Consider the following 20370-nt stretch of genomic DNA (forward strand, 5'->3'; position numbering starts at 1 on the left):
CGGGCGCAGCCCGGGCAGGCCGCCTAAGCCCCTCGTGCCCTTCTTTGGTTCCTTTCTTGGGCAAGCAAGAAAGGAACTCGCTGTCGGTCGACTACCGACAAGCTCCACCGCTCACTGAGCGGCAAATCTAAAACCGCCGTCGGTCGACCACCGACAATCTCCGCCGCTCTCCGAGCGGCAAACAGAAAGCGAGGTGACGCTGTGGCTGTCAAAAAAATTACCAAACGCTGGCTCTTTAACAACCTCGGCGTCATTCTGGTCATTCTGATCGCGCTGGAGATCGGCTTTGCGTTCGGCATCCGCGCCTTCTATTACAACAACGTCCAGGCGGCGATCATGACGCAGGCAAACATCGTCGTATCGCAGCTCAACGCCTACGCCGAGGACAGCTCGGCCGTCTTCTCCGAGCAGGTGCGCAGCCTCGTGGAAAACTTCCAGGAGCGCAACCGCATGGAGCTGATGACCGTCGATATCGATAAAAAGGTCACCTTTACCTCGAGCGGGTTCGAGCCGGGCAGCAACATCCAGATGCCCGATTTCGACGACGCGATGAAGGCCGCCGACGGCGTCGGGCGGTTCACCGGCGTGATCAACGGGGAAAAGATCATGGCGATCACGCGCGCCTCCCCCGTCGTCGACCAGCAGATCGCGGCGGTGCGGTTCGCCGTTTCGCTCGACCTTGTGGATCAGCAGATCATCCTGTTTATCCTAATCCTCACCCTTGTTTGCGTGGCAATCATCTTCTTCGTCATCTTCTCTGGCTCCTACTTCATCAATTCGATCGTCAACCCGGTGGGAGAGGTGGGCGTCACCGCGCGCAAGATCGCTCACGGCGATTTTAACGCGCGGCTCGCCAAGCGCAACGACGACGAAATCGGCGAACTCTGCGACACGATCAACTACATGGCGGAGGAGCTCTCCCAGAGTGAACGGATGAAAAACGATTTCATTTCCTCCGTCTCCCACGAGCTGCGCACCCCGCTCACCGCGATCAAGGGATGGGCGGAGACGATCGCCGACATGGGCGGCGAGGTCGATCCGGAGATGCTATCCAAGGGGATGCGGGTCATCACCGGAGAAACCGAACGCCTCGCCGGGATGGTGGAAGAGCTGCTCGATTTCAGCCGCATCCAGAGCGGCCGCATGAAGCTCGTCAAGGATAAGATGGATCTGATCGCCGAGCTCTCCGAGGCGGTGCTCATGTTCGAGGAGCGCGCCAAGCATGAGGAAAAGCGCCTTATCTACGAGGAGCCCGACCTCGTGGCCCCGATCGAGGGGGACCGCAACCGGCTGCGCCAGGTGTTCGTCAACATCATCGACAACGCGCTGAAGTACTCCGACCGTGGGGACACGGTGACCATCAAGGCCGACATGCGGGACGGCAACATCCGCATCACCGTCGCGGACACCGGCTGCGGCATCCGCGAGCAGGATCTGCCCAAGGTCAAGGAGAAGTTCTTCAAGGCCAATTCCACCCGCCGCGGCTCGGGAATCGGGCTTGCGGTGGCGGACGAGATCGTCGCCATGCACGGCGGCTCGCTGGAGCTCACCTCCAAGGAAAATGTCGGCACCCGCGTGACGATCCTGCTGCCCACGGGAAAGAGTTGATTTATTCACAATTGGCGTGGTAATATGTTATCTGAACTTGCCGCCGGGACCGGCGGCGCGGCGGGCCGCGGACAGCGGCCTGTCTGGAAAGGGCTGATCATTTGTCGGAAAACTCCTGTAAAAAAGAGATCAAAAAGACGTCCATCGGCGGACAGGCCCTCATCGAAGGGGTCATGATGAAGGGGCCGCGGATTTCCGCGATGGCGATTCGCCAGCAAAACGGCGAAATTATTACCGAGACCTGGGACAGCGGCGGAAACAAGTGGTACCACAAGGTCCCCATCCTCCGCGGCATCTTTAATTTTATCGGCATGCTCGGGCAGGGCTACAAGTGCCTCATGCGTTCCGCCGACCTCTCCGGCTTCGCCGAGGAGGAGGAACCCTCCAAATTTGACCGCTGGGTCGACGAGCACCTCGGCGACAAGGCCATGTGGGTCTTCAACGCCGTCGTCACCATCCTTGCGGCAGTGCTCTGCGTCGGCCTCTTCATGCTCCTTCCCGCGGCGGTCATCAAATTCCTCGGCCACTTCGTCAACGCTCCCGGTTTCGCCATGACCCTGACCGAGGGGCTGCTAAAGATCGCCATCTTTATCCTCTACCTCTTCCTCGTCACCCGTATGTCGGACATCCACCGGGTGTTCGAATACCACGGCGCGGAACATAAGACGATCGCCTGCTATGAGGCGGGCGACGAGCTCACCCCCGAAAACGCGAAGAAATATGTACGCTTCCATCCCCGCTGCGGCACCAGCTTCCTGCTGATCGTGCTGGTCATCTCCATCCTCGTCTTTTCGGTCGTGACCTGGAGCAATATCTGGATGCGCGTCGCGCTGAAAATCCTGCTGCTGCCCGTGGTCATCGGCATCTCCTACGAGATCATCCGCTATGCCGGGCGCCACAACAATCCCTTCACCCGCGCGCTCTCCGCGCCCGGCCTCTGGCTCCAGCGGCTCACCACCTTCGAGCCCGACCTCACACAGCTTGAGGTCGCCATCGCCGCCATGACCCCCTGCATTCCGGAGAACGGCGAGGATATCTATTAACGCTGGAAGCGTTAATAGATATCCCTCCAAGGGGAAACTTTCGAGAAAGTTTCCCCTGCCCCCTTCAAAGCTTTTGGTTCAGGCAGGCCGCGCGGCCCAAGCACAGCCGCCGTCCGTGCCGGGAAAACCCATCGACCGGAAGGCTCGCCGGGGCCGCCCGGCGGAAAATAACGCCCCGCACCGGAGGGGAACTTTCGAAAAAGTTTCCCCCGGCCCCCCTTCAAAGCTTTTGGTTCAGGCAGGCCGCGCGGCCCAAGCACAGCCGCCGCCCGTGCCGGGAAAATCCATCGACCGGAAGGCTCGCCGGGGCCGCCCGGCGGAAAATAACGCCCCGCAGGGGCGTTCGCGCGCGAAGCGCGCGTGCGCGGCCGGGGCCGCGCAATTTTCCGCCTCCCCGCCCCGTCCACCGCGCCACAACTCAAAAACGCGCCGGCGAAATTCGCCGGCGCGTTTTGGAAAGGAAGGGAAGTTTATGACGCTCGCCGACGCCTACCGCGAAGGGCTCGCGCTCGCGGGGCCGGGCACCGACCGCGCGTTCGAGGTCTCCTGTCTCTTTGAGGGCGCATTCGGGCTCCCCCGATACGCGCCGGGACTGGACGCGCGGCAAGCGGGGGCACCGGCTCTGGAACGCTTTTTCGCGCACTGCCGAAAGCTCGCGGAGGGCGAACCGCTCCAATACCTGCTGGGCGAGTGGGAATTTTTCGGGCTGCCCTTCTTTGTGGGCGAGGGGGTGCTCATCCCCCAGCCGGACACCGAGACGCTGGTGGAGACCGCGCTCGGCCTGATGGAGGGGACCCCTTCGCCGGTCGTCGCGGACCTGTGCGCCGGGAGCGGGTGCGTGGGAATCTCGATCGCGCACATGCGTCCGGACGCGCGGGTGTACGCGCTCGAGCTGTCGGAGGCGGCGTTCCCCTATCTCGCGCGAAACATCGAACGAAACGGCGCGCCGGTGGAGGCGCTGCTCTGCGACGCGCTCGCGCCGCCCGCGCTGCCGCCGCTCGACGGCGTGGTATCCAACCCGCCGTACATTTCGCGGGAGGAGATGGCGGGGCTTCCGCCGCAGGTAAAGCGCGAACCGGAAATGGCGCTTTACGGCGGCGGGGACGGGCTGGATTTTTACCGGGCGCTGCCGGACGTCTACCGTCCGCTGATCAAAGAGGGGGGCTTTCTGGCGCTCGAGGTGGGGTACACGCAGGCGGAAGCGGTCGCGGCGCTGGTGCGCGGCGCGGGTTTCCACGCGGTGGAAACCCGCCGCGACCTCGCGGGCGTCGCGCGCGTGGTAACCGGCCTAAAATGAAAAGTTTTGTCAACTTTTTTATCTCCGGCCCAAGAGCCGCCCTTCGGGCGGTTGGCCTCCGAAGCGCCTCGCTGCGGCTCGGTGAAAAGTTGCGGGTGAGAAAAGGCCCGGCGTTTCGTCAGAAACGCCGGGCCTTTTCGAGGGCGGAGCCCTGAGCCCGGGCCCGCGGGCCCTGCTTCAGGCGCTTTTTTGAAGGGTTTGGGGGACTTTTTTCAAGAAAAAAAGTCCCCCAAGGACATGTCCCCACGGGCGGGGCCTAGCAATCCTCCGTAGCCAAAGCAGCCTCCACGCCAAACTCGACCAAACAGACGATGACGCGGTTAAAGCTGACATTCTCCCGCAGCGCGATACGATCAACCGCGTCGGCCAAACGCTCCGGAAGATAGATCGTTTTGTAAACCGAGCGCTCCTTTTTGCAGCCCTGGATCATCAACGGCATCCTATCGCCCCCTTCGCTATCATAACATGGCGGCGGCGGGCGGGCCGCAAAACGTACTTATTCTAAGTACACAAAATTTTACGCGCGAAAAACCGGGGCGGGTATCCTTCGATACCCGCCCCGGCATTTTTCTTTGATCAGCCGCCCAGCTCTCCCAGGATCCTGTGGTACATATCGATGTACTCGCCCGCCGAGCGGTCCCACGAGAAGTCGCAGGTCATCGCCTTCTGGACCGCCTTGGGCCAGACCTCGCGGTTGTAATACAGCCCCGCCGCCCGGTCGATCGCGCCGAGCATGTCGTGCGCGTTGTAGGTCTTGAAGGTGAAGCCGTTGCCCTCGAGGCTCAGCCCCATGTCGGTGATCGAATCCTTGAGGCCGCCCGTCTCGCGCACGATCGGCAGGGTGCCGTAGCGCAGGGACACCATCTGGGCAAGCCCGCAGGGCTCGCTCTTGGAGGGCATCAAAAAGCAGTCCGCGCCCGCGTAGATCTTGCGCGCGAGGTCGGGGATGAATCCGATGCGCACCGCCGTTTTGCCGGGATATTTGGCCTGCATCTCCTGGAAGAAGCTCTCGAAGATGTAGTCGCCCGAGCCGAGCGCCACCACCTGGAGCTCCCGTTTCATCAGCTCCTCATAGATATACTGGATGAGGTCGATGCCCTTGTGCGCGACGAACCGCGTCACGACGCCGACCAGCATCGTGTCCTTATCCTGCTTGAGGCCCATGGTCTTTTGCAGCTCGGTCTTGTTGACGTATTTGCGGTCGATCGTCTCGGGGCCGTAATTTGCGTAGAGCGCCGGGTCGGCCCCGGGGTTGTAGCTCTGGGTGTCGATGCCGTTCAAAATGCCCATCAACTTGTGCTGATTGGCGCGCAGCAGGCGGTCGAGGCCGTGGGCGAACCAGGGGTCGGTAATCTCCTTGGCGTAGGTCGGGCTCACCGTCGTGACGTAATCGCACACCTCGATGGCCGCCTTCATCATGTTGAGGCATCCGTCGTAGAGCATGGTGGGCGCGGCGTAATAGGGCAGCCCCAGCACGTCGGTCGCGATCTCCATGCCGTATTTGCCCTGGTACTGGATGTTGTGGATGGTGAAGACCGTCTTGATGTTCTTGTATTTGTCAAGGTGGCGGTAGAAGAGGTTGAGGTAGACGGGCGTCATTGCGGTCTGCCAGTCGTTGCAATGCAGGATTTCGGGGTCGAAATCGACGTACTGGATCATCTCGCAGACGGCCTTGGAGAAAAAGGCGAACCGCTCCGCGTCGTCGTAGAAGCCGTAGATGCCGCCGTCCCGCTTGAAGTAGTACTCGTTGTCGAGGAAGTAGTACTTGACGCCGTTGTAGTTGCTTTCAAAGACGCCGCAGTACTGGTTGCGCCAGCCGAGCGGGACGTAAAAGCTGCAAACGAACTGCATCTTTTCCCGCAGTTCGGGCTTGATCGAGCTGTAGAGCGGGACGACGACCCTGCACGCGTGCTGCTTGCTGCGGATCGCCCGCGGCAGGGAGCCCGCGACGTCGGCAAGCCCGCCGGTCGCTATAAACGGGGTCGCCTCGCTCGCCACATATAAAATCCTCATGTTCTTCCTCCTGTATTCGCCGGCATGGCCGGTCTGCTGTGAGGACAGGGGCGGCCACAGCCGCCCCTGTACGAATGGCCCTCCGGTCAGATGCTGTTCCCCTTGGCGATGTAGGTCGGATAGGTCTCATATCCGATCAGCACGCGGGAATCCTTGATGAGCACATCCTTGTCGGTGATGACGTACTCGAGATGGGCGTTGTCGCCGACATAGGTGTCCTGCATGATGATGCAGTTTTTGAGCACCGCGTTGCGCCCGATCTTGGCGCCGCGGAAGATGATGCAGTTCTGCACGTCGCCGTTGATGATGCAGCCGTCGGCGATCAGCGAATTGCCCACCCGCGCCGACAGGCCGTATTTGACGGGCACCTGGTCGCGCACCTTGGTAAAGACGGGGCGCTTGTTCGGGAAGAGCTCGGCGCGCACCCGCGGGTCGAGCAGCTCCATGTTGGCGGCAAAGTAGCTCTTCATGCCCGAGATCTTGTGGGTGTACCCGCTGAACTCGTAGGCCTTGATGGCCAGCTTGCCGACCGCCGGCTGGATGGCGTGGCGGATGAGGGAATACTGGTCGTGGCTCTTGCCCTCGCCGACCAGCCGCTCAAGCAGCGTCTTTTCCAGCAGCATGACGTTCATGTAGACATGCTGGGTGCCGCGCACGTCGGGACGCACCGAGATGTCGGTGACGTCCTTTGTCTCCTCGTCGTAGGCGAGGGTCGTGGTGTCGCGGGCGCTCTCGGCGGAGACCTCGGTGGTCTTGAACATCATCGAGATCTGTGCGCCCGATTTGATGTGCTCGTTGATCATCTCGCGCATGTCGATGTTGGCGATGATGTCGCTGTCGCAGAGAAGCACGTATTTGGCGTCGTTGTGCTTGATGTAGCTCATCGCGCCCTGGAGCGCCTCGAGCCGGCCGCGGTAGATGCCGCTGCCCTGGCTGCTCGCGAAGGGGGGCAGGATGACGAGGCCCCCGCGCTTGCGGGCGAGGTCCCACGCGCGGCCCGCGCCCACATGGTCCATCAGCGACTGGTAGTTCTGCTTGGTGATGATCCCGATATCCTGGATGTCGGAATTGACCATGCTCGAGAGCACGAAGTCGATCAGGCGGTAGCGCCCGCCGTAGGGCACCGAGCCGGTCGTGCGCCGCTCGGTCAGCTCGCCGAGCATGCTGTCGTGCATATTGGAGAAAATAATCCCCATTACTTTATTTTCTCTCATGTCCTTATTGCACCCCCTGAACGTCTTTGTCGATCATCGCTTTGGGGGCTACCACCGCGCCTGCGCCGATTGTGATGCCGTTGCCGACAACGGCGATTCCCCAGTTGTCCCTGTTCTCGGCGTTCTCGGGCCTCTGGCCAACCACGGCCCCCTCCCCGATCACGCAGTTTTCCGCCACGATCGCGTATTCGACGACCGCGCCCTTTTTGATCACCGTGCCGGGCATGATGATCGAATCGCGCACCACCGCGCCCTCCTCGACGGTCACGCCCGCGAAGAGGATGGAAAAGTCGACATTGCCCGCGATCGTGCAGCCCTCGGTGACCATCGAGTTCTGCACCACCGCGCCGTTGGCGATGTAGTGCGGCGGCATGACCGGGTTGCGGGAATAGATCTTCCAGCTGTCGTCGTAGAGGTCGAGCGGGACCTTCGGGTCGAGCAGGTCCATATTCGCCTCCCACAGGCTGTCGATCGTGCCGACGTCCTTCCAGTAGCCCTCGAACGGATAGGCGACCATCTTCTGCCCGTCGCCCAGCATCGCCGGCAGGATGTTCTTGCCGAAGTCCTTGGTGGAGAGCGGGTCGGCCTCGTCCTCGATGAGGTATTTGCGCAGCTTCTCCCAGGTGAAGATGTAGATGCCCATCGAAGCGAGGTTGCTCTTGGGCTGGGGCGGCTTCTCCTCGAACTCGAAGATGGTGCCGTCCGGGTATGTGTTCATGATGCCGAACCGGCTGGCCTCCTCCATCGGGACCTGAAGCACCGCGATCGTGCAGTCGGCGTTCTTCTCCTTGTGGTAGGCGAGCATCTTCTCATAGTCCATCTTGTAGATGTGGTCGCCCGAGAGGAGCAGGACGTATTCCGGCTCGTAGCGGTCGATGAAGTTGATGTTCTGGTAGATGGCGTTCGCCGTGCCGGTGTACCAGTCGGACCCGGAGGACTTCTGGTAGGGCGGCAGCACGAACACGCCGCCGTTGGCGCGGTCGAGGTCCCACGGCTGGCCGTTGCCGATGTACTCGTTGAGCACGAGCGGCTGGTACTGGGTGAGCACGCCCACCGTGTCGATCCCCGAGTTGATGCAGTTGGAAAGCGGGAAATCAATGATCCTGTACTTGCCGCCGAAGGGAACCGCCGGCTTGGCGAGGTTCTGCGTCAGTGTGTACAGCCTGCTGCCCTGCCCGCCGGCGAGCAGCATGGCAATCCATTCCTTCTTGAACATGTTGTTACCCCCTTTGTTGATGGCTCAAGTCCCCTGCTTTTGGGGTTTCCTGCGCTCTTTCTTCACAACAGGCTTTCCGGCCGGGGCCTTCGCGGCCTTTTTGGCCGTGGTTTTCGCCCGGACGGCCTTTTCCGTCCTGCGCGGCCTGCCCTTGAGGAAGACCGCCGCCAGCGGCGGCACCGTGATCGTGATCGACTGCTTCATGTCGTGGTCCGGCTGGTTCTTCACCCGGATCGCGCCGCGGTTCACCACGCCGCTGCCGCCGTATTTCACGTCGTCGGTGTTGAAGACCTCGTCATAGCTCGTCGCGTCGGGCACCCCGATGCGGTAGTCCTCCCGCGTCACAGGCGCGAAGTTGCAGACCACCACAAGGTCGTCCCCGTTGTCGTCGATGCGTCGGAAGACGATGATGTTCCGGGCGTGGTCGTCGTGCGCCAGCCAGTTGAAGCCGTCCCACGAGTCCTCCACCTGCCACAGGCAGGCGTGCGCGAGGTAGAAGTGGTTGAGGTCCCGCACAAACTGCTGCATCTGGCGGTGGGAGTCGTAGTCGAGCAGCATCCAGTCGAGCTGCTGCTTGTAGTTCCACTCGATGAACTGCGCGAACTCGCAGCCCATAAAGAGCAGCTTCTTGCCCGGATGGGTCATCATGTAGGCCAGGAAGGTGCGCATACCGGAGAATTTCATCGCGTAGTCGCCCGGCATCTTGTTGATGAGCGAGCACTTGCCGTGCACCACCTCGTCGTGGGAGATCGGCAGGATGAAGTTCTCCGAGAAGGCGTAGAAGAGGCTGAAGGTCAATTTGTCGTGGTTGTAGCTGCGGAAGATCGGGTCGAGCGACGTATAGGCGATCATGTCGTTCATCCAGCCCATGTTCCACTTGAAATTGAACCCGAGCCCGCCCACATAGGCGGGCTTCGTGACCATCGGCCACGCGGTCGACTCCTCCGCGATCATCAGCGCGCTGGGATGCTCGGTGAGCACGGCGGTGTTCATCTTCTGAAGGAACGCCACCGCCTCGAGGTTTTCGCGGCCGCCGTTGACGTTGGGCAGCCATTCCCAGTCCTCGCGCCCGTAATCGAGGTAGAGCATCGAGGCCACCGCGTCGACGCGGATGCCGTCGATGTGGTACTTCTCCACCCAGAACATCGCGCTCGAGGCAAGGAAGCTCACGACCTCGTTGCGCCCGAAGTCGAAGATGCGGGTCCCCCAGTGGGCGTGCTCGCGCTTGTGCACGTCCTGGTATTCGTAGAGCGGCTGGCCGTCGAACTCGTAGAGGCCGTGCGCGTCCTTGGGGAAGTGCGCGGGCACCCAGTCCATGATCACGCCGATGCCCGCCTGGTGGCACCTGTCCACAAAGTACATGAAGTCGTGCGGGGTGCCGTAGCGCGAGGTCGGCGCGAAATAGCTCGTCACCTGGTAGCCCCACGAACCGTCGTAAGGGTGCTCCATCACCGGCATCAGCTCGACGAAGTTGTAGCCCATGTCGCCCAGGTATTCGACCAGCTCGTCGACGGTCCTGCGGTAGTCGTAGGTGTTGCCGTCGGGGTAGCGCCGCCAGGAGCCGAGGTGCATCTCATAGATATTGACCGGGCTGCGGTAGGGGTTGAAGCCCTGGCGGCTCGCGAACCACGCGCCGTCGTCCCACTCGTAGCCCTCGATGTCGTACAGCTTGGAGGCCGTCTCCGGCGGAGTCTCGGCATGGAAGGCGTAAGGATCCGCTTTCATCAGGGCGCGTCCATCTTTGGTCTTCACGCAGAACTTATATAAATCATATTGCTTGAGGCCAAAAATCATGCATTCCCAAACCGCATGATCTTCCAGAAGCGTCATCGGATTCGCATCCGGGTCCCAGTCGTTGAAATCGCCAACGACCGATACCGACACGGCGTTGGGAGCCCACACGCGGAATACGTATCCATCTTCTTCATCCTTGCGGCAGGGATGGGCGCCTAAGTATTCATAGGCCTTATAATTCGTCCCCTGATGAAATAGATACAATGGAAAGCTGTCTTTCGACTTTGTTTTTTTTGGCTTAACCATTGCCCTCACCTCCCTTTTTTATATTTTAACAGTTTTTGGAGCGCCTTTCAAGTATTTCTTGTGAAATATCGCGTAAAAACAATGAAAACTTTCTAAGCATTTTATCTATTATGCACATATTTTGTGCACATTCCTGTTTCTTTCGCCTAACGATATTTTCCAGTTGCGGCCCTCCTTGTCCTGTCAGAGACCCGCGAGTTTCTATTATAACATGAATTTCGTGTCGTTTTGGCATGTAAATGGTGGTGGGAAATGTTCTTTGATTTGCCGCTTTCCAAGCGGCGGGGATTGCCGGGTCCCGCCCCGGCAGGCGGTTTTGGATTTGCCGCGCTGCGCCCGGCGGAGCTTTCTTCGCGCCCCTCCGGGGCGCTTTAGATGTGCCGCCTCCGGCGGCGGGGATTGCCGGGGCCCGCCCGCCGGCGGCTTTGGATTTGCCGCGCTGCGCCCGGCGGAGCTTTCTTCGCGCCCCTCCGGGGCGCTTTAGATGTGCCGCCTCCGGCGGCGGGGATTGCCGGGTCCCGCCCCGGCAGGCGGGTCCATTTCTTGATCGCCCAAGAAATGGACGAAAGAAGGGCGCTCAAGGGGGGCTCACTTGAAGAAGACGGGGCGCAAAGCTCGCCCCCCTTGAGAATCCCCCCGCCGCTCACGTCCAGCGGAGTGCATAAAGAAGGCAAATACAAACCACCCAAAATAAAAAACGGACACCTTTACAGGTGTCCGCAATCAGATCTCGAAAAGAACTTTCGGTTCAATATGCAATGCGTCGCAGATATCAAACAGCGTTGTAATCGAAAACGACATTTCAATATTGGGTGCCTCAATATGGCTTAGATATCCCCGGCTAATATGGACCAAGTCGGCCAGTTCTTCCTGCGTGAAACCCGCAAGCTTACGATAATGCGCGACACTTAACCCAAGTTTACGAAATTTCTCCGCATGCACGCCCACACAACTCACCTCTATGTATTTATTGTAAGCTTGTGTGCCGCCAAAGTCTGCTTGACATTAGATCGCAATTGCTATATTATTGTACGCAAAGCGAACAATATGTACGCATTTGCGAGGTGGGTTTATGGAAGATTACAGGCTCGCTTATTATTTTCTGTCCAGCAAGGTATCCGAAATTGCGGAAATCCTGCGCAAGCCGCTGGAGGGCGAGACGCGCGAACAGATCAAGAACAGCGCGGCGGCGCGGACGGTTCAGGCGATGGACCTGTTGGAGGACGCGCGGCGCCGCTCGCAGGAAATGCTGCACGCGAGCGAGCCCCAGAGGGATTAGCGCGCCCGCCGTCCCCCGTTGGGAGCGCCGCAACCTGAATTGAGCCTTCAGCTAGTGTACCCGTGGGGAGCGGCGGTAGTCTGCGGGTTATGGCAAGGTACTCCCGGGGGATTCTCAAGGGGACTGGCGGAAGTCCCCTTGAGCGCCCTTCTTTCGTCCATTTCTTGGGCGATCAAGAAATGGACCCGCCCGCCGGGGCGGGACCCGGCAATTTATGCCGCCGCAGGCGGCACATTTGAAGCGCCCCGGAGGGGCGCGAAGAAAGCTCCGCCGGGCGCGGCGCGGCAAACCCAAAACCGCCGCCGGGCGCAGCACGGCAAATGAACAAAAGAGCCGCCCTCGCGGGCGGCTCTTTCAAAAAACCGATTACTTATGATCAACGGTAGCCATGTGCTGGATGAGCATGAGGACCTTGTTGCTGTAGCCCCACTCGTTGTCATACCAGGAAACCAGCTTGACGAACTTGTCGGTCAGCGCGATGCCGGCCTTCTTGTCGAAGATGGAGGTGCGGGCGTCGCCGATGAAGTCGGACGAAACCACATCGTCCTCGGTGTAGCCGAGGATGCCCTTGAGGGAGGTCTCGGAAGCCTTCTTGAGCGCGGCGCAAATCTCCTCATAGGAGGCGGCCTTCGCGAGGTTGACGGTCAGGTCGACGACGGAGACATCCAGCGTCGGGACGCGGAACGCCATGCCGGTGAGCTTGCCGTTCAGCTCGGGGATGACCTTGCCCACAGCCTTGGCGGCGCCGGTGGAAGACGGGATGATGTTGCCGGAAGCGGCGCGGCCGCCCCTCCAGTCCTTCTTGGAAGGACCGTCAACGGTCTTCTGGGTGCCGGTGGTGGAATGGACGGTGGTCATCAGGCCGTCGACAATGCCGAACTCGTCGTTGATGACTTTCGCCAGAGGCGCCAGGCAGTTGGTGGTGCAGGAAGCGTTGGAGACGATGTCCATGCTCGGCTGGTAGGTCTCGTGGTTGACGCCCATGACAAACATCGGCGCATCCTTGGAGGGCGCGGAGATGATGACCTTTTTGGCGCCGGCCTTGAGGTGGGCCTCAGCCTTGTCCATGGTGGTGAAAACGCCGGTGGACTCAACCACATACTCGGCGCCGCAAGCGCCCCACGGAATGTTGGCGGGCTCCCGCTCGGCATAGAACTTGACAGTCTTGCCGTTGACGATGATCGCGTCGTCGGTGTAGCTCACTTCGCCCGTGTACTGGCCATGGATCGTGTCATAGCGAAGCATGTAAGCGCAATAGTCAGGGGTCATGAACGGATCGTTGACGCCCACGAATTCAATGTTCGGATTGTCCAGTCCAGCGCGGAAAACCAGTCTGCCGATACGGCCAAAACCGTTGATACCAACTTTAATTGCCATTGGAAACAACCTCCTGTATTTTTGATACCTTTATCATAATACAAATCTCTGGAAACTACAAGAACCTTGATAAACTTTAAACGATTTTTTTTATTTTCTTCAAACCCGGGATATTTATACTTTGCTTTTTATTGAAAACGCCCAACTCCTATTGAAAATCACACCCTCATATACTATAATTGAAGCGTAATTTTCTGTCGATTTGTGTCGAAAGGTCCCTGTTTTCCCTGTTCCCGGGCCTTCATGCAATATTTGGAATCCGAATATTTCCGCGGTCCTTCCCAAATGATAAGTGCAGTTCCGCAGCGAGGAGGTGCGCCTTTGGACGATCCCCGAACAGACTCTTTTTTCGACCAGCTGACCGGGCTCCTGGACGCCTCCGGCCAGCCCGCCGCCGTGATGGACCATGATTTTCGTCTCGTCTGGTGCAGCGCCGCCGGCTCCCGGGAAATGCCCGCCCTGGCCCTGCCGGACGGCGCGCAGCTGCTGCTGCACGGCTACGACCCCGAGGTCGTCCGCGCGGAGATCGACCGGTGCGGTTCCTTCACCACCGCCGGCCCCAACCACCTGTTCGCAGAGCGGCCGACCGTCATCTGCGCCCTGCCCGACGGGAGCGGCCGCTATCTCATCCAGCCGGCCTCCGGCGCCGAGCAGGGCTCCGGCATGCGACCCGAGGGGATGTCGCGCACGCTCTCCTCCTTCGGCAACCAGTACCGCGCGCCGCTGACCGTCATCTTTTCGATGCTCACCCTCCTCTCCCGCAACTGCGGGCCCGGCTCGTCCGAAAAGGACCGCGAGCGCATGCCCGATTACCTCGCCGCCATCAACCAGAGCGCCTTCCGGCTGCTGCGCAGCAGCGAGTGGATTTCCGATTACACCCGCCTCACCTATGGGTTTTCGCCCGTGCGGACCCGGCGGGTCGACCTCTTCCACTACCTGCGCGAGCTCTTTTCGGCGGCCGCCGACTTAATCGAGCCGACCGGCATCCCGCTCTCCGCGGACATCCCCGAGGGGATGCTGCCCGCCGCCTGCGACACCCAGAAGGTGTCCGCGGCCCTGCTCAACATCCTCTCGAATTCCTGCCGCTACACCCGCCCCGGCAACCAGATCGCCGTCCGGGTGCGCTTCAAGCGGGGGATGCTCAGCGTCTCGGTCGCCGACCGCGGGCTCGGGATTCCGCCCGACGTGCAGCCGCGCGTCTTTGAGCCGTACTTCTCCTACGACCACGGGGGGCGGCCCTTCTCGGGCAACGGCCTCGGCCTGACGATCGCCCGAGATTCCATCGCCGCCATCGGCGGCACCATCGCGCTCACCTCCACGCCCGGGAAGGGAACCACCGTCGTGTTCACCCTGCCCGTGGAGGACGACGAGAGCGTGCCGCCCGCCGTTTTCTGCGAGGCCGCGGATTACCTCTCCGACCGTTTTTCCCCCCTGCGCGTCGCGCTCAGCGACAGCATCGACTGTCCCCTCTAAGGAACCGCCCGCGGGCGGTTCCTTTTTTGCCGCCGGGGCGCGCTCCGGCGGCAAAAACTTTCCACAGCCCCTGTTCATTTTACCCAATTCGTGGTATACTATATCATTACATTGACGACACCAAACTCATGCAAGGAGGTTCCACATCATGAATGGAACAGGAAAGACATTTTACATCACCACCCCCATCTACTATCCGTCGGACAAGCTGCACATCGGACACAGCTACTGCACCGTCGCGACGGACGTCATGGCGCGCTACAAGCGTATGCAGGGGTTTGATGTCATGTTCCTGACCGGCACCGACGAGCACGGCCAGAAGATCGAGGAAAAGGCGAAGGCTGCGGGCGTGACCCCGCAGCAGTATGTCGACAGGGTGGTCGCCGGCATCAAGGAGCTGTGGAAGCTCCTCAACATCTCCAACGACCGGTTCATCCGCACCACCGACGACTACCATGTGGAATCGGTGCAGAAGATTTTCAAGGACCTCTACGACAAGGGCTACATCTACAAGGGCTCCTACAAGGGCAAATACTGCACGCCCTGCGAGTCCTTCTGGACCGAGAGCCAGCTGAAGGACGGCAAATGCCCCGACTGCGGCCGCGAGGTCATCGACGCGGAGGAGGAGGCCTACTTCTTCAAGCTCTCCGCCTTCCAGGACCGCCTCATCAGGCTCTACGAGGAAAACCCCCACTTCATGGAGCCGCAGAGCCGCCTCAACGAGATGGTCAACAACTTTATCAAGCCCGGCCTCGAGGATCTGTGCGTCTCCCGCACCTCCTTCTCATGGGGCATCCCCGTCACCTTCGACCCCGGCCACGTCGTCTACGTGTGGGTCGACGCGCTGACCAACTACATCACCGCGCTCGGCTACGGCAACGACAAGTATCACGAGTTTGAAAAGTTCTGGCCCGCCGACGTGCATTTCGTCGGCAAGGAGATCATGCGCTTCCACACGATCATCTGGCCCGCCATGCTCATGGCGCTCGACCTGCCGCTGCCCAAAAAGGTGTTCGGCCACGGCTGGCTGCTGCTCGAGGGCGGAAAGATGAGCAAGTCCAAGGGCAACGTCGTCGACCCCGTCGTGCTCGTCGAGCGGTACGGCGTCGACGCCATCCGCTATTTCCTGCTGCGCGAGTTTCCCTTCGGCTCGGACGGCCTCTTCTCCAACGAGGGGCTCATCACCCGCATCAACGCCGACCTCGCCAACGATTTGGGGAACCTTGTCTCCCGCTCGGTGGCGATGGCGGAGAAATACTTCGGCGGCACCCTGCCGGCGGAGCGGAAATCCGAGCCGGTCGACGAGGAGATCATCTCGATCGCGCGCGGGCTCAAGGACCGCTACGAGGCGCAGATGGAACAGTACGCCTTCCAGAACGCGCTGATCGAGGTCTTCAAGCTCATCTCCCGCACCAACAAATACATCGACGAGACCGCCCCCTGGGTGCTCGCCAAGGAGGAGGCCAACCGGCCCCGCCTTGCCACGGTGCTCTATAACCTGCTGGAATGCGTGCGCATCGCGGGCATCCTGCTCGCGCCCTTCATGCCCGCCACCTCGCCCAGGATTTTCGCGCAGATCGGCGCGGCCGGCGGCATCACCACCTACGAGTCCGCCGGGACGTGGGGCCTGCTGCCCGCCGGCGTGACGGTCAAAAAGGGCGAGGGCCTCTTCCCGCGCATCGACGTGGCCAAGGAGCTCGAGGCGCTCGAAAAGGCGCGCGCCGCCGCCATGGAAAAGGCCGCCGCTGCGGAAAAGAAGCCCGCCGCCAAGGCGGAGCAGCTGGAGGGGGTCGCCTCGCTCATCACGATCGACGACTTCGCGAAGGTGCGGCTGCGCGTCGCGCAGGTGACCGCCTGCGAGCCGGTGCCCAAGGCGGATAAGCTCTTGAAGCTCACCCTCGACGACGGCAGCGGCACGCCCCGCCAGGTCGTGTCGGGCATCCATCCGTGGTACGAGCCGGAGGCGCTCACCGGAAAAAAGGTGATCGTCGTCGCGAACCTCAAGCCCGCCAAGCTGCGCGGCGTCGAATCCAACGGCATGATCCTCGCCGCCGACGCGGGCGAAAACGACGTGAAGGTCATCTTTGTCGACGAGTCCGTCCCCTGCGGTTCGGTGGTCCGGTAGCCAGGGGAAACTTTTGAAAAAGGTTCCCCTGGACCCCTTCAAAACTTTTGGTTCAGGCGAGTACTACTCGCCGCCGCCCACGCGCCCCGTGGAATCAAAGTTTTCGCCCGCCTTTTCCAAAAAGGCGGCGGGGTCAAGGGGCGGAGCCCCTTGACGCGCCCGCAGGCGCGGAACACCCCATCCTGAGAAGCGATTTTTTGGTTCTTTTTTCAAGAAAAAAAGAATGACGGCTGATGCAAAGGGCCTTTGCATCAGCCGTCCTTTTCAGAGGTTCCCCTTCCCGTCGAGGTACTCGAGCTGGCGCTGCACCAGCCGGATCCCGGTGTGTCCGTCCGGAAGCTCCTCGACGTGCAGGTTATAAAGGCGCATCCGTTCGGAGATTTCGAGGTTCGCCTTCTCCTCCTCGTCCACGCCCATGAAGAACCATACCGCCCGCTTGATCGCGTTTTCCACGATCTGCACGTAGGGCGTTCCCGGCTCCATCATGTAGATCGACCCCGGCGTCACGCCGGTATAGGAGGCCATAAAGTTCTTCTTCGCAAGCCTGAGGACCTCGGTGCGCAGACCGCCCTCCACGTCGATGCGGTCGGCGGCGCGCTTGAGCGCCTCGAGCAGTTCTTCCTTAGTCGTCACGGTCATCACAAGCCCCTCCTGTTCGATCATCAGCATTTCATCCAGCACGCGCCCCGGCGTCTCCCCGACCGTCCGGCCGATCGCCTGGAGGATCCTTCCGGTCAGCGCCGCGGCGGGTTTCCCGTTGGCGCTCGCGAGCGTCTGCTGGCTGAGCCCCGTCTCCTTGAAGACGTCGTATCGCTTTTTCCCATGCCTGCCGAGATAGACGTCGATCAACTTCAATGGAATCCCCTCCTTCGCTTTCACTGTACTACGATATTTTTTATTAGTCAAGTATTTCGTAGTAGTATATTTTTTCTGTGAGGTGCGCCATGTACCAGAATATCTTCGATACCCACGCCCACTACGACGACGAGCGGTTCGACGGGGACCGCGAAGCGCTGCTCGATGCGCTGCCCGCCAAGGGAGTCGTCGCGGTGGTCAACGCCGCGAGCGACATGAAAACCTCCGCCTCCGGGCTCGCGCTCGCCCGCGCGTATGATTATTTCTACTGCGCGGCGGGGGTGCATCCGCACGAGGCGGGCTCCTTCGCGCCGGGCGACCTCGACGCCATCGCCGGTTACGCGCGCGACCCCAAGGTCGTCGCGGTCGGGGAGATCGGGCTCGACTACCACTACGATTTCTCTCCGCGCGACGTGCAGCAGCAGGTCTTCGAGGCGCAGCTCGGGCTGGCCAACGACCTCGGTATGCCGGTCATCATCCACGACCGGGAGGCGCACGCCGACACCCTCGCGCTGCTGAGGAAATACCGCCCCAAGGGGATCCTGCACTGCTTCTCGGGCAGCGCGGAGATGGCAGGGGAGATTTTGAAGCTCGGCATGTATCTCGCGTTCGGCGGGGCGGTCACCTTCAAAAACGCGAAAAAGCCCGCCGAGGCGGCCGCCGCCGTGCCGCTCGACCGGCTGCTCGTCGAGACCGACTGCCCCTACATGACCCCCGAGCCCTTCCGCGGCAGGCGGTGCGACTCGTCGCTCATTCCCCACACCGCCGAGCGGCTCGCCGCGATCAAGGGGATCTCCGCGCAGGAGCTGCTCGACATCACCTGCCAGAACGCGCGCAGCGTCTACCAGCTCGACTGACGGGCGGCGGGCGAGGCGAAATTCCGCCGCCAAGCGGACGGAACCTCACCGGCCCAACCCACGCCGGTCCCGACGCGCGCGCCGGAGAAACCGCGAGAAATCGCGTGAAAAACAGAGACCGCACCCTTCCCGGGGGCCGAGGCCGCGCCCCGGCGCGGCTTAGGACGCTCCCGCGCGCCACAATCCGTTTGCGGGTTCCTTGTGCAAAGTGCTATAATCAGAGCATCCAGGGACGCAGTTCCATCCGGCAAACAAAACGCTTAGGGGTGGAACTATGACCTAGCCATACTCACCAAAATATGTTGTGCCTATTTGTACCAATCAACAAAATTTAAAGGTGAGTGAATCTTGAAAACCGACCGATTATACCGCGTGGAAAAAGAGGACGCGCCGAAGCTGAACCAGCTTTTGACCGAGTGCTTCGCGAAGGACCCTCTTTACCTGCAACTGATCCCGCAAAAGGACAAACGCCAAAAACTTCTGCCGGAACTTTTTAGCTGCGACCTGGACGAACTGTTTGAAAATTGCGAGGTGTACGCCGACAGCGCCGATCTAAACGGCATCATCGTGGTCTCGGACGAAACCGAGCCCTATAACCCGCTCAAATACTACGCCATCGAGCTGTACTACGCGCTCAAGACGGGCGCGTGCCTCATCCGCGACGACCATTCGCTGCGGACCTTCTGGAACTTCCTCAAAGGCAAGGATTACCTCAACTCGGTGTGGACCGGCGACATCGGTTCCGACCGCCGCATGCACGTCGTCTACTTCGCGGTGCGCCCGTCGATGCGCGGCAGGGGCGTCGCAACCAGACTGATGCGCGCCATCCAGGATTACGCCGACGAAAACGACCTGCTCGTTTCGCTCGAGACCCACAACGAGAAGAACGTCAAAATGTATGAGCACTACGGCTTCCGCCTCTTCGAGGTCGTTCAGAAGCACTTTTCCCTCAAGCAGTTCTGTATGGTCCGTCCGGGCCATGCGGCCGCGTGAAAGGAAAACCAATGAAAAAGAACCGCCTTCCGGCGGTTCTTTTTTTGCCCTTTTACAGCGTGCGGACGAATTCGCGCAGGTAGTCCCGGAATTCCCGGCCGATCTCGGGGTGGTTCACCGCCGTCTCGACCGCCGCCTGCATGATGCCCAGCTTGTTGCCCATGTCGTACCGGGTGCCGACGAAATCCACGCCGATCATCCCCTCCTCCCGCGCGAGCACCTTCATCGCGTCGGTGAGCTGGTATTCCCCGCCCGCGCCCACCGGCAGCGACTCGAGGATCTGAAAGATGCCGGGCGGCAGGATGCAGCGCCCGAGGATGGAAAAGTTGGAGAACGCCTGCTCGGGGGTCTGCGGTTTTTCGACCATGTCGCTCACCCGGTAGACGTTCCCGCTGAGCGGGTCCACCTTGAGGGAGGAGTAGCGCGTCACCTGGTCGAAGGGCACCTCCTTCATTCCGAGGCAGCCGAGCCCGTGGCGCTCGTACTGCTCGATCAGCTGGCGGCAGACGGGGTCCTTCCCCATAATGACGTCGTCTCCATAGAGCACCGCGAACGGCTCCTCCCCCACGAACGGCTTCGCGCAGAGCACCGCGCTGCCCAGCCCCTTGGCCTCCTGCTGGCGCACATAGGTGATGTTTGCGAGCTGAGAGATGCCCACCACCTCGTCGTAGACCTCCCGCTTGCCCTTTTTGAGCAGGTGGTCCTCCAGCTCGGGGGAGCGGTCGAAGTGGTCCTCCACCACGTGCTTGCCCCGGCTGAGGATGATGCAGATGTCCTCGATGCCGCTTTTGGCGGCCTCCTCCACGATATACTGGATCGCGGGCTTGTCCACGATCGCCAGCATCTCCTTGGGCATCGCCTTCGTCGCCGGAAGCACCCTCGTCCCCAGCCCCGCGGCCGGAATCACTGCCTTGCGGATTTTCATCTTCATCGCTCCTTGCCGTTATTCCGTCTTAGTTTGCGCCGAAGCGCGCGGTTTA

General features: G+C 61.1%; 17 protein-coding genes. 8 read left to right on the forward strand and 9 right to left on the reverse strand.

Annotation, left to right across the window (positions count from 1 at the left end; all coding sequences use genetic code 11):
• Positions 1–201 precede the first annotated feature (201 nt).
• The 3 genes from ACZO3G_RS10535 (at position 202) to prmC (ending at position 3948) form a co-directional block, all read left to right on the forward strand.
• Positions 202–1608 (forward strand): sensor histidine kinase, encoded by a 1407-nt coding sequence (locus tag ACZO3G_RS10535; RefSeq protein ID WP_101549162.1) that lies wholly within the window; start codon positions 202–204, stop codon positions 1606–1608.
• A 101-nt stretch (positions 1609–1709) separates the two neighbouring features.
• Positions 1710–2651 carry a DUF1385 domain-containing protein gene (locus tag ACZO3G_RS10540; protein WP_101549160.1) on the forward strand — a complete coding sequence of 314 codons (942 nt, stop codon included), beginning with the start codon at positions 1710–1712 and terminating at the stop codon, positions 2649–2651.
• A gap of 472 nt (positions 2652–3123) precedes the next feature.
• Positions 3124–3948 (forward strand): peptide chain release factor N(5)-glutamine methyltransferase, encoded by an 825-nt coding sequence (gene prmC / locus ACZO3G_RS10545; protein WP_172439153.1) that lies wholly within the window; start codon positions 3124–3126, stop codon positions 3946–3948.
• Positions 3949–4204: 256 nt separating this feature from the next.
• On the opposite strand, the gene ACZO3G_RS10550 is transcribed toward prmC, so the two are convergent.
• The 6 genes from ACZO3G_RS10550 to ACZO3G_RS10575 all read right to left on the reverse strand — a co-directional run bounded on the left by ACZO3G_RS10550 (position 4205) and on the right by ACZO3G_RS10575 (position 11379).
• Positions 4205–4387, reverse strand: a complete 183-nt coding sequence (locus ACZO3G_RS10550) for a hypothetical protein (protein ID WP_101549156.1) — start codon at positions 4385–4387, stop codon at positions 4205–4207.
• Between the two features lie 137 nt (positions 4388–4524).
• Entirely contained in the window at positions 4525–5961 is a 1437-nt protein-coding gene (glgA, locus tag ACZO3G_RS10555; RefSeq protein WP_101549154.1) for a glycogen synthase GlgA, read from the reverse strand.
• 86 nt (positions 5962–6047) lie between these two features.
• The gene (glgD, locus tag ACZO3G_RS10560) at positions 6048–7175 is read right to left on the reverse strand and encodes a glucose-1-phosphate adenylyltransferase subunit GlgD (RefSeq protein WP_101549152.1); all 1128 of its coding nucleotides are present in this window, start codon (positions 7173–7175) and stop codon (positions 6048–6050) included.
• A gap of 4 nt (positions 7176–7179) precedes the next feature.
• Positions 7180–8391 (reverse strand): glucose-1-phosphate adenylyltransferase, encoded by a 1212-nt coding sequence (locus tag ACZO3G_RS10565; RefSeq protein ID WP_101549150.1) that lies wholly within the window; start codon positions 8389–8391, stop codon positions 7180–7182.
• 24 nt (positions 8392–8415) lie between these two features.
• Positions 8416–10431, reverse strand: a complete 2016-nt coding sequence (gene glgB, locus ACZO3G_RS10570) for a 1,4-alpha-glucan branching protein GlgB (protein ID WP_277138767.1) — start codon at positions 10429–10431, stop codon at positions 8416–8418.
• Positions 10432–11154: 723 nt separating this feature from the next.
• Complete coding sequence (locus ACZO3G_RS10575) at positions 11155–11379, reverse strand: helix-turn-helix domain-containing protein (protein WP_276872466.1); 225 nt, start codon at positions 11377–11379, stop codon at positions 11155–11157.
• A gap of 124 nt (positions 11380–11503) precedes the next feature.
• Here ACZO3G_RS10575 and ACZO3G_RS10580 point away from each other — a divergent pair, with 124 nt between their 5' ends.
• Positions 11504–11710, forward strand: a complete 207-nt coding sequence (locus ACZO3G_RS10580; RefSeq protein ID WP_101549144.1) for a hypothetical protein — start codon at positions 11504–11506, stop codon at positions 11708–11710.
• 366 nt (positions 11711–12076) lie between these two features.
• Here the strand turns inward: ACZO3G_RS10580 and gap are convergent, their stop codons facing one another.
• On the reverse strand, positions 12077–13087 hold the full coding sequence (gap, locus tag ACZO3G_RS10585; protein WP_101549142.1) for a type I glyceraldehyde-3-phosphate dehydrogenase: 1011 nt from the start codon (positions 13085–13087) through the stop codon (positions 12077–12079).
• 321 nt (positions 13088–13408) lie between these two features.
• On the opposite strand from gap, the gene ACZO3G_RS10590 reads away from it, so the two are divergent.
• Both ACZO3G_RS10590 and metG read left to right on the forward strand, forming a co-directional pair.
• Complete coding sequence (locus ACZO3G_RS10590) at positions 13409–14560, forward strand: sensor histidine kinase (protein WP_276872465.1); 1152 nt, start codon at positions 13409–13411, stop codon at positions 14558–14560.
• A 148-nt stretch (positions 14561–14708) separates the two neighbouring features.
• A complete protein-coding gene (metG, locus tag ACZO3G_RS10595) occupies positions 14709–16685 on the forward strand; it encodes a methionine--tRNA ligase (protein ID WP_276872464.1) in 1977 nt (658 codons plus the stop codon).
• A gap of 264 nt (positions 16686–16949) precedes the next feature.
• On the opposite strand, the gene ACZO3G_RS10600 is transcribed toward metG, so the two are convergent.
• Positions 16950–17540, reverse strand: coding sequence for a hypothetical protein (locus tag ACZO3G_RS10600; protein ID WP_276872463.1), 591 nt, complete (start codon positions 17538–17540; stop codon positions 16950–16952).
• Positions 17541–17629: 89 nt separating this feature from the next.
• Here ACZO3G_RS10600 and ACZO3G_RS10605 point away from each other — a divergent pair, with 89 nt between their 5' ends.
• Positions 17630–18397 carry a TatD family hydrolase gene (locus tag ACZO3G_RS10605; protein ID WP_276872462.1) on the forward strand — a complete coding sequence of 256 codons (768 nt, stop codon included), beginning with the start codon at positions 17630–17632 and terminating at the stop codon, positions 18395–18397.
• A 348-nt stretch (positions 18398–18745) separates the two neighbouring features.
• Positions 18746–19390, forward strand: a complete 645-nt coding sequence (locus ACZO3G_RS10610) for a GNAT family N-acetyltransferase (RefSeq protein WP_101549130.1) — start codon at positions 18746–18748, stop codon at positions 19388–19390.
• A 52-nt stretch (positions 19391–19442) separates the two neighbouring features.
• Here ACZO3G_RS10610 and galU read toward each other — a convergent pair whose 3' ends face one another.
• Positions 19443–20315 (reverse strand): UTP--glucose-1-phosphate uridylyltransferase GalU, encoded by an 873-nt coding sequence (gene galU / locus ACZO3G_RS10615; RefSeq protein WP_172439150.1) that lies wholly within the window; start codon positions 20313–20315, stop codon positions 19443–19445.
• Positions 20316–20370 lie beyond the last annotated feature (55 nt).

The sequence above is a fragment of the Anaerotruncus sp. genome, from assembly GCF_057433415.1.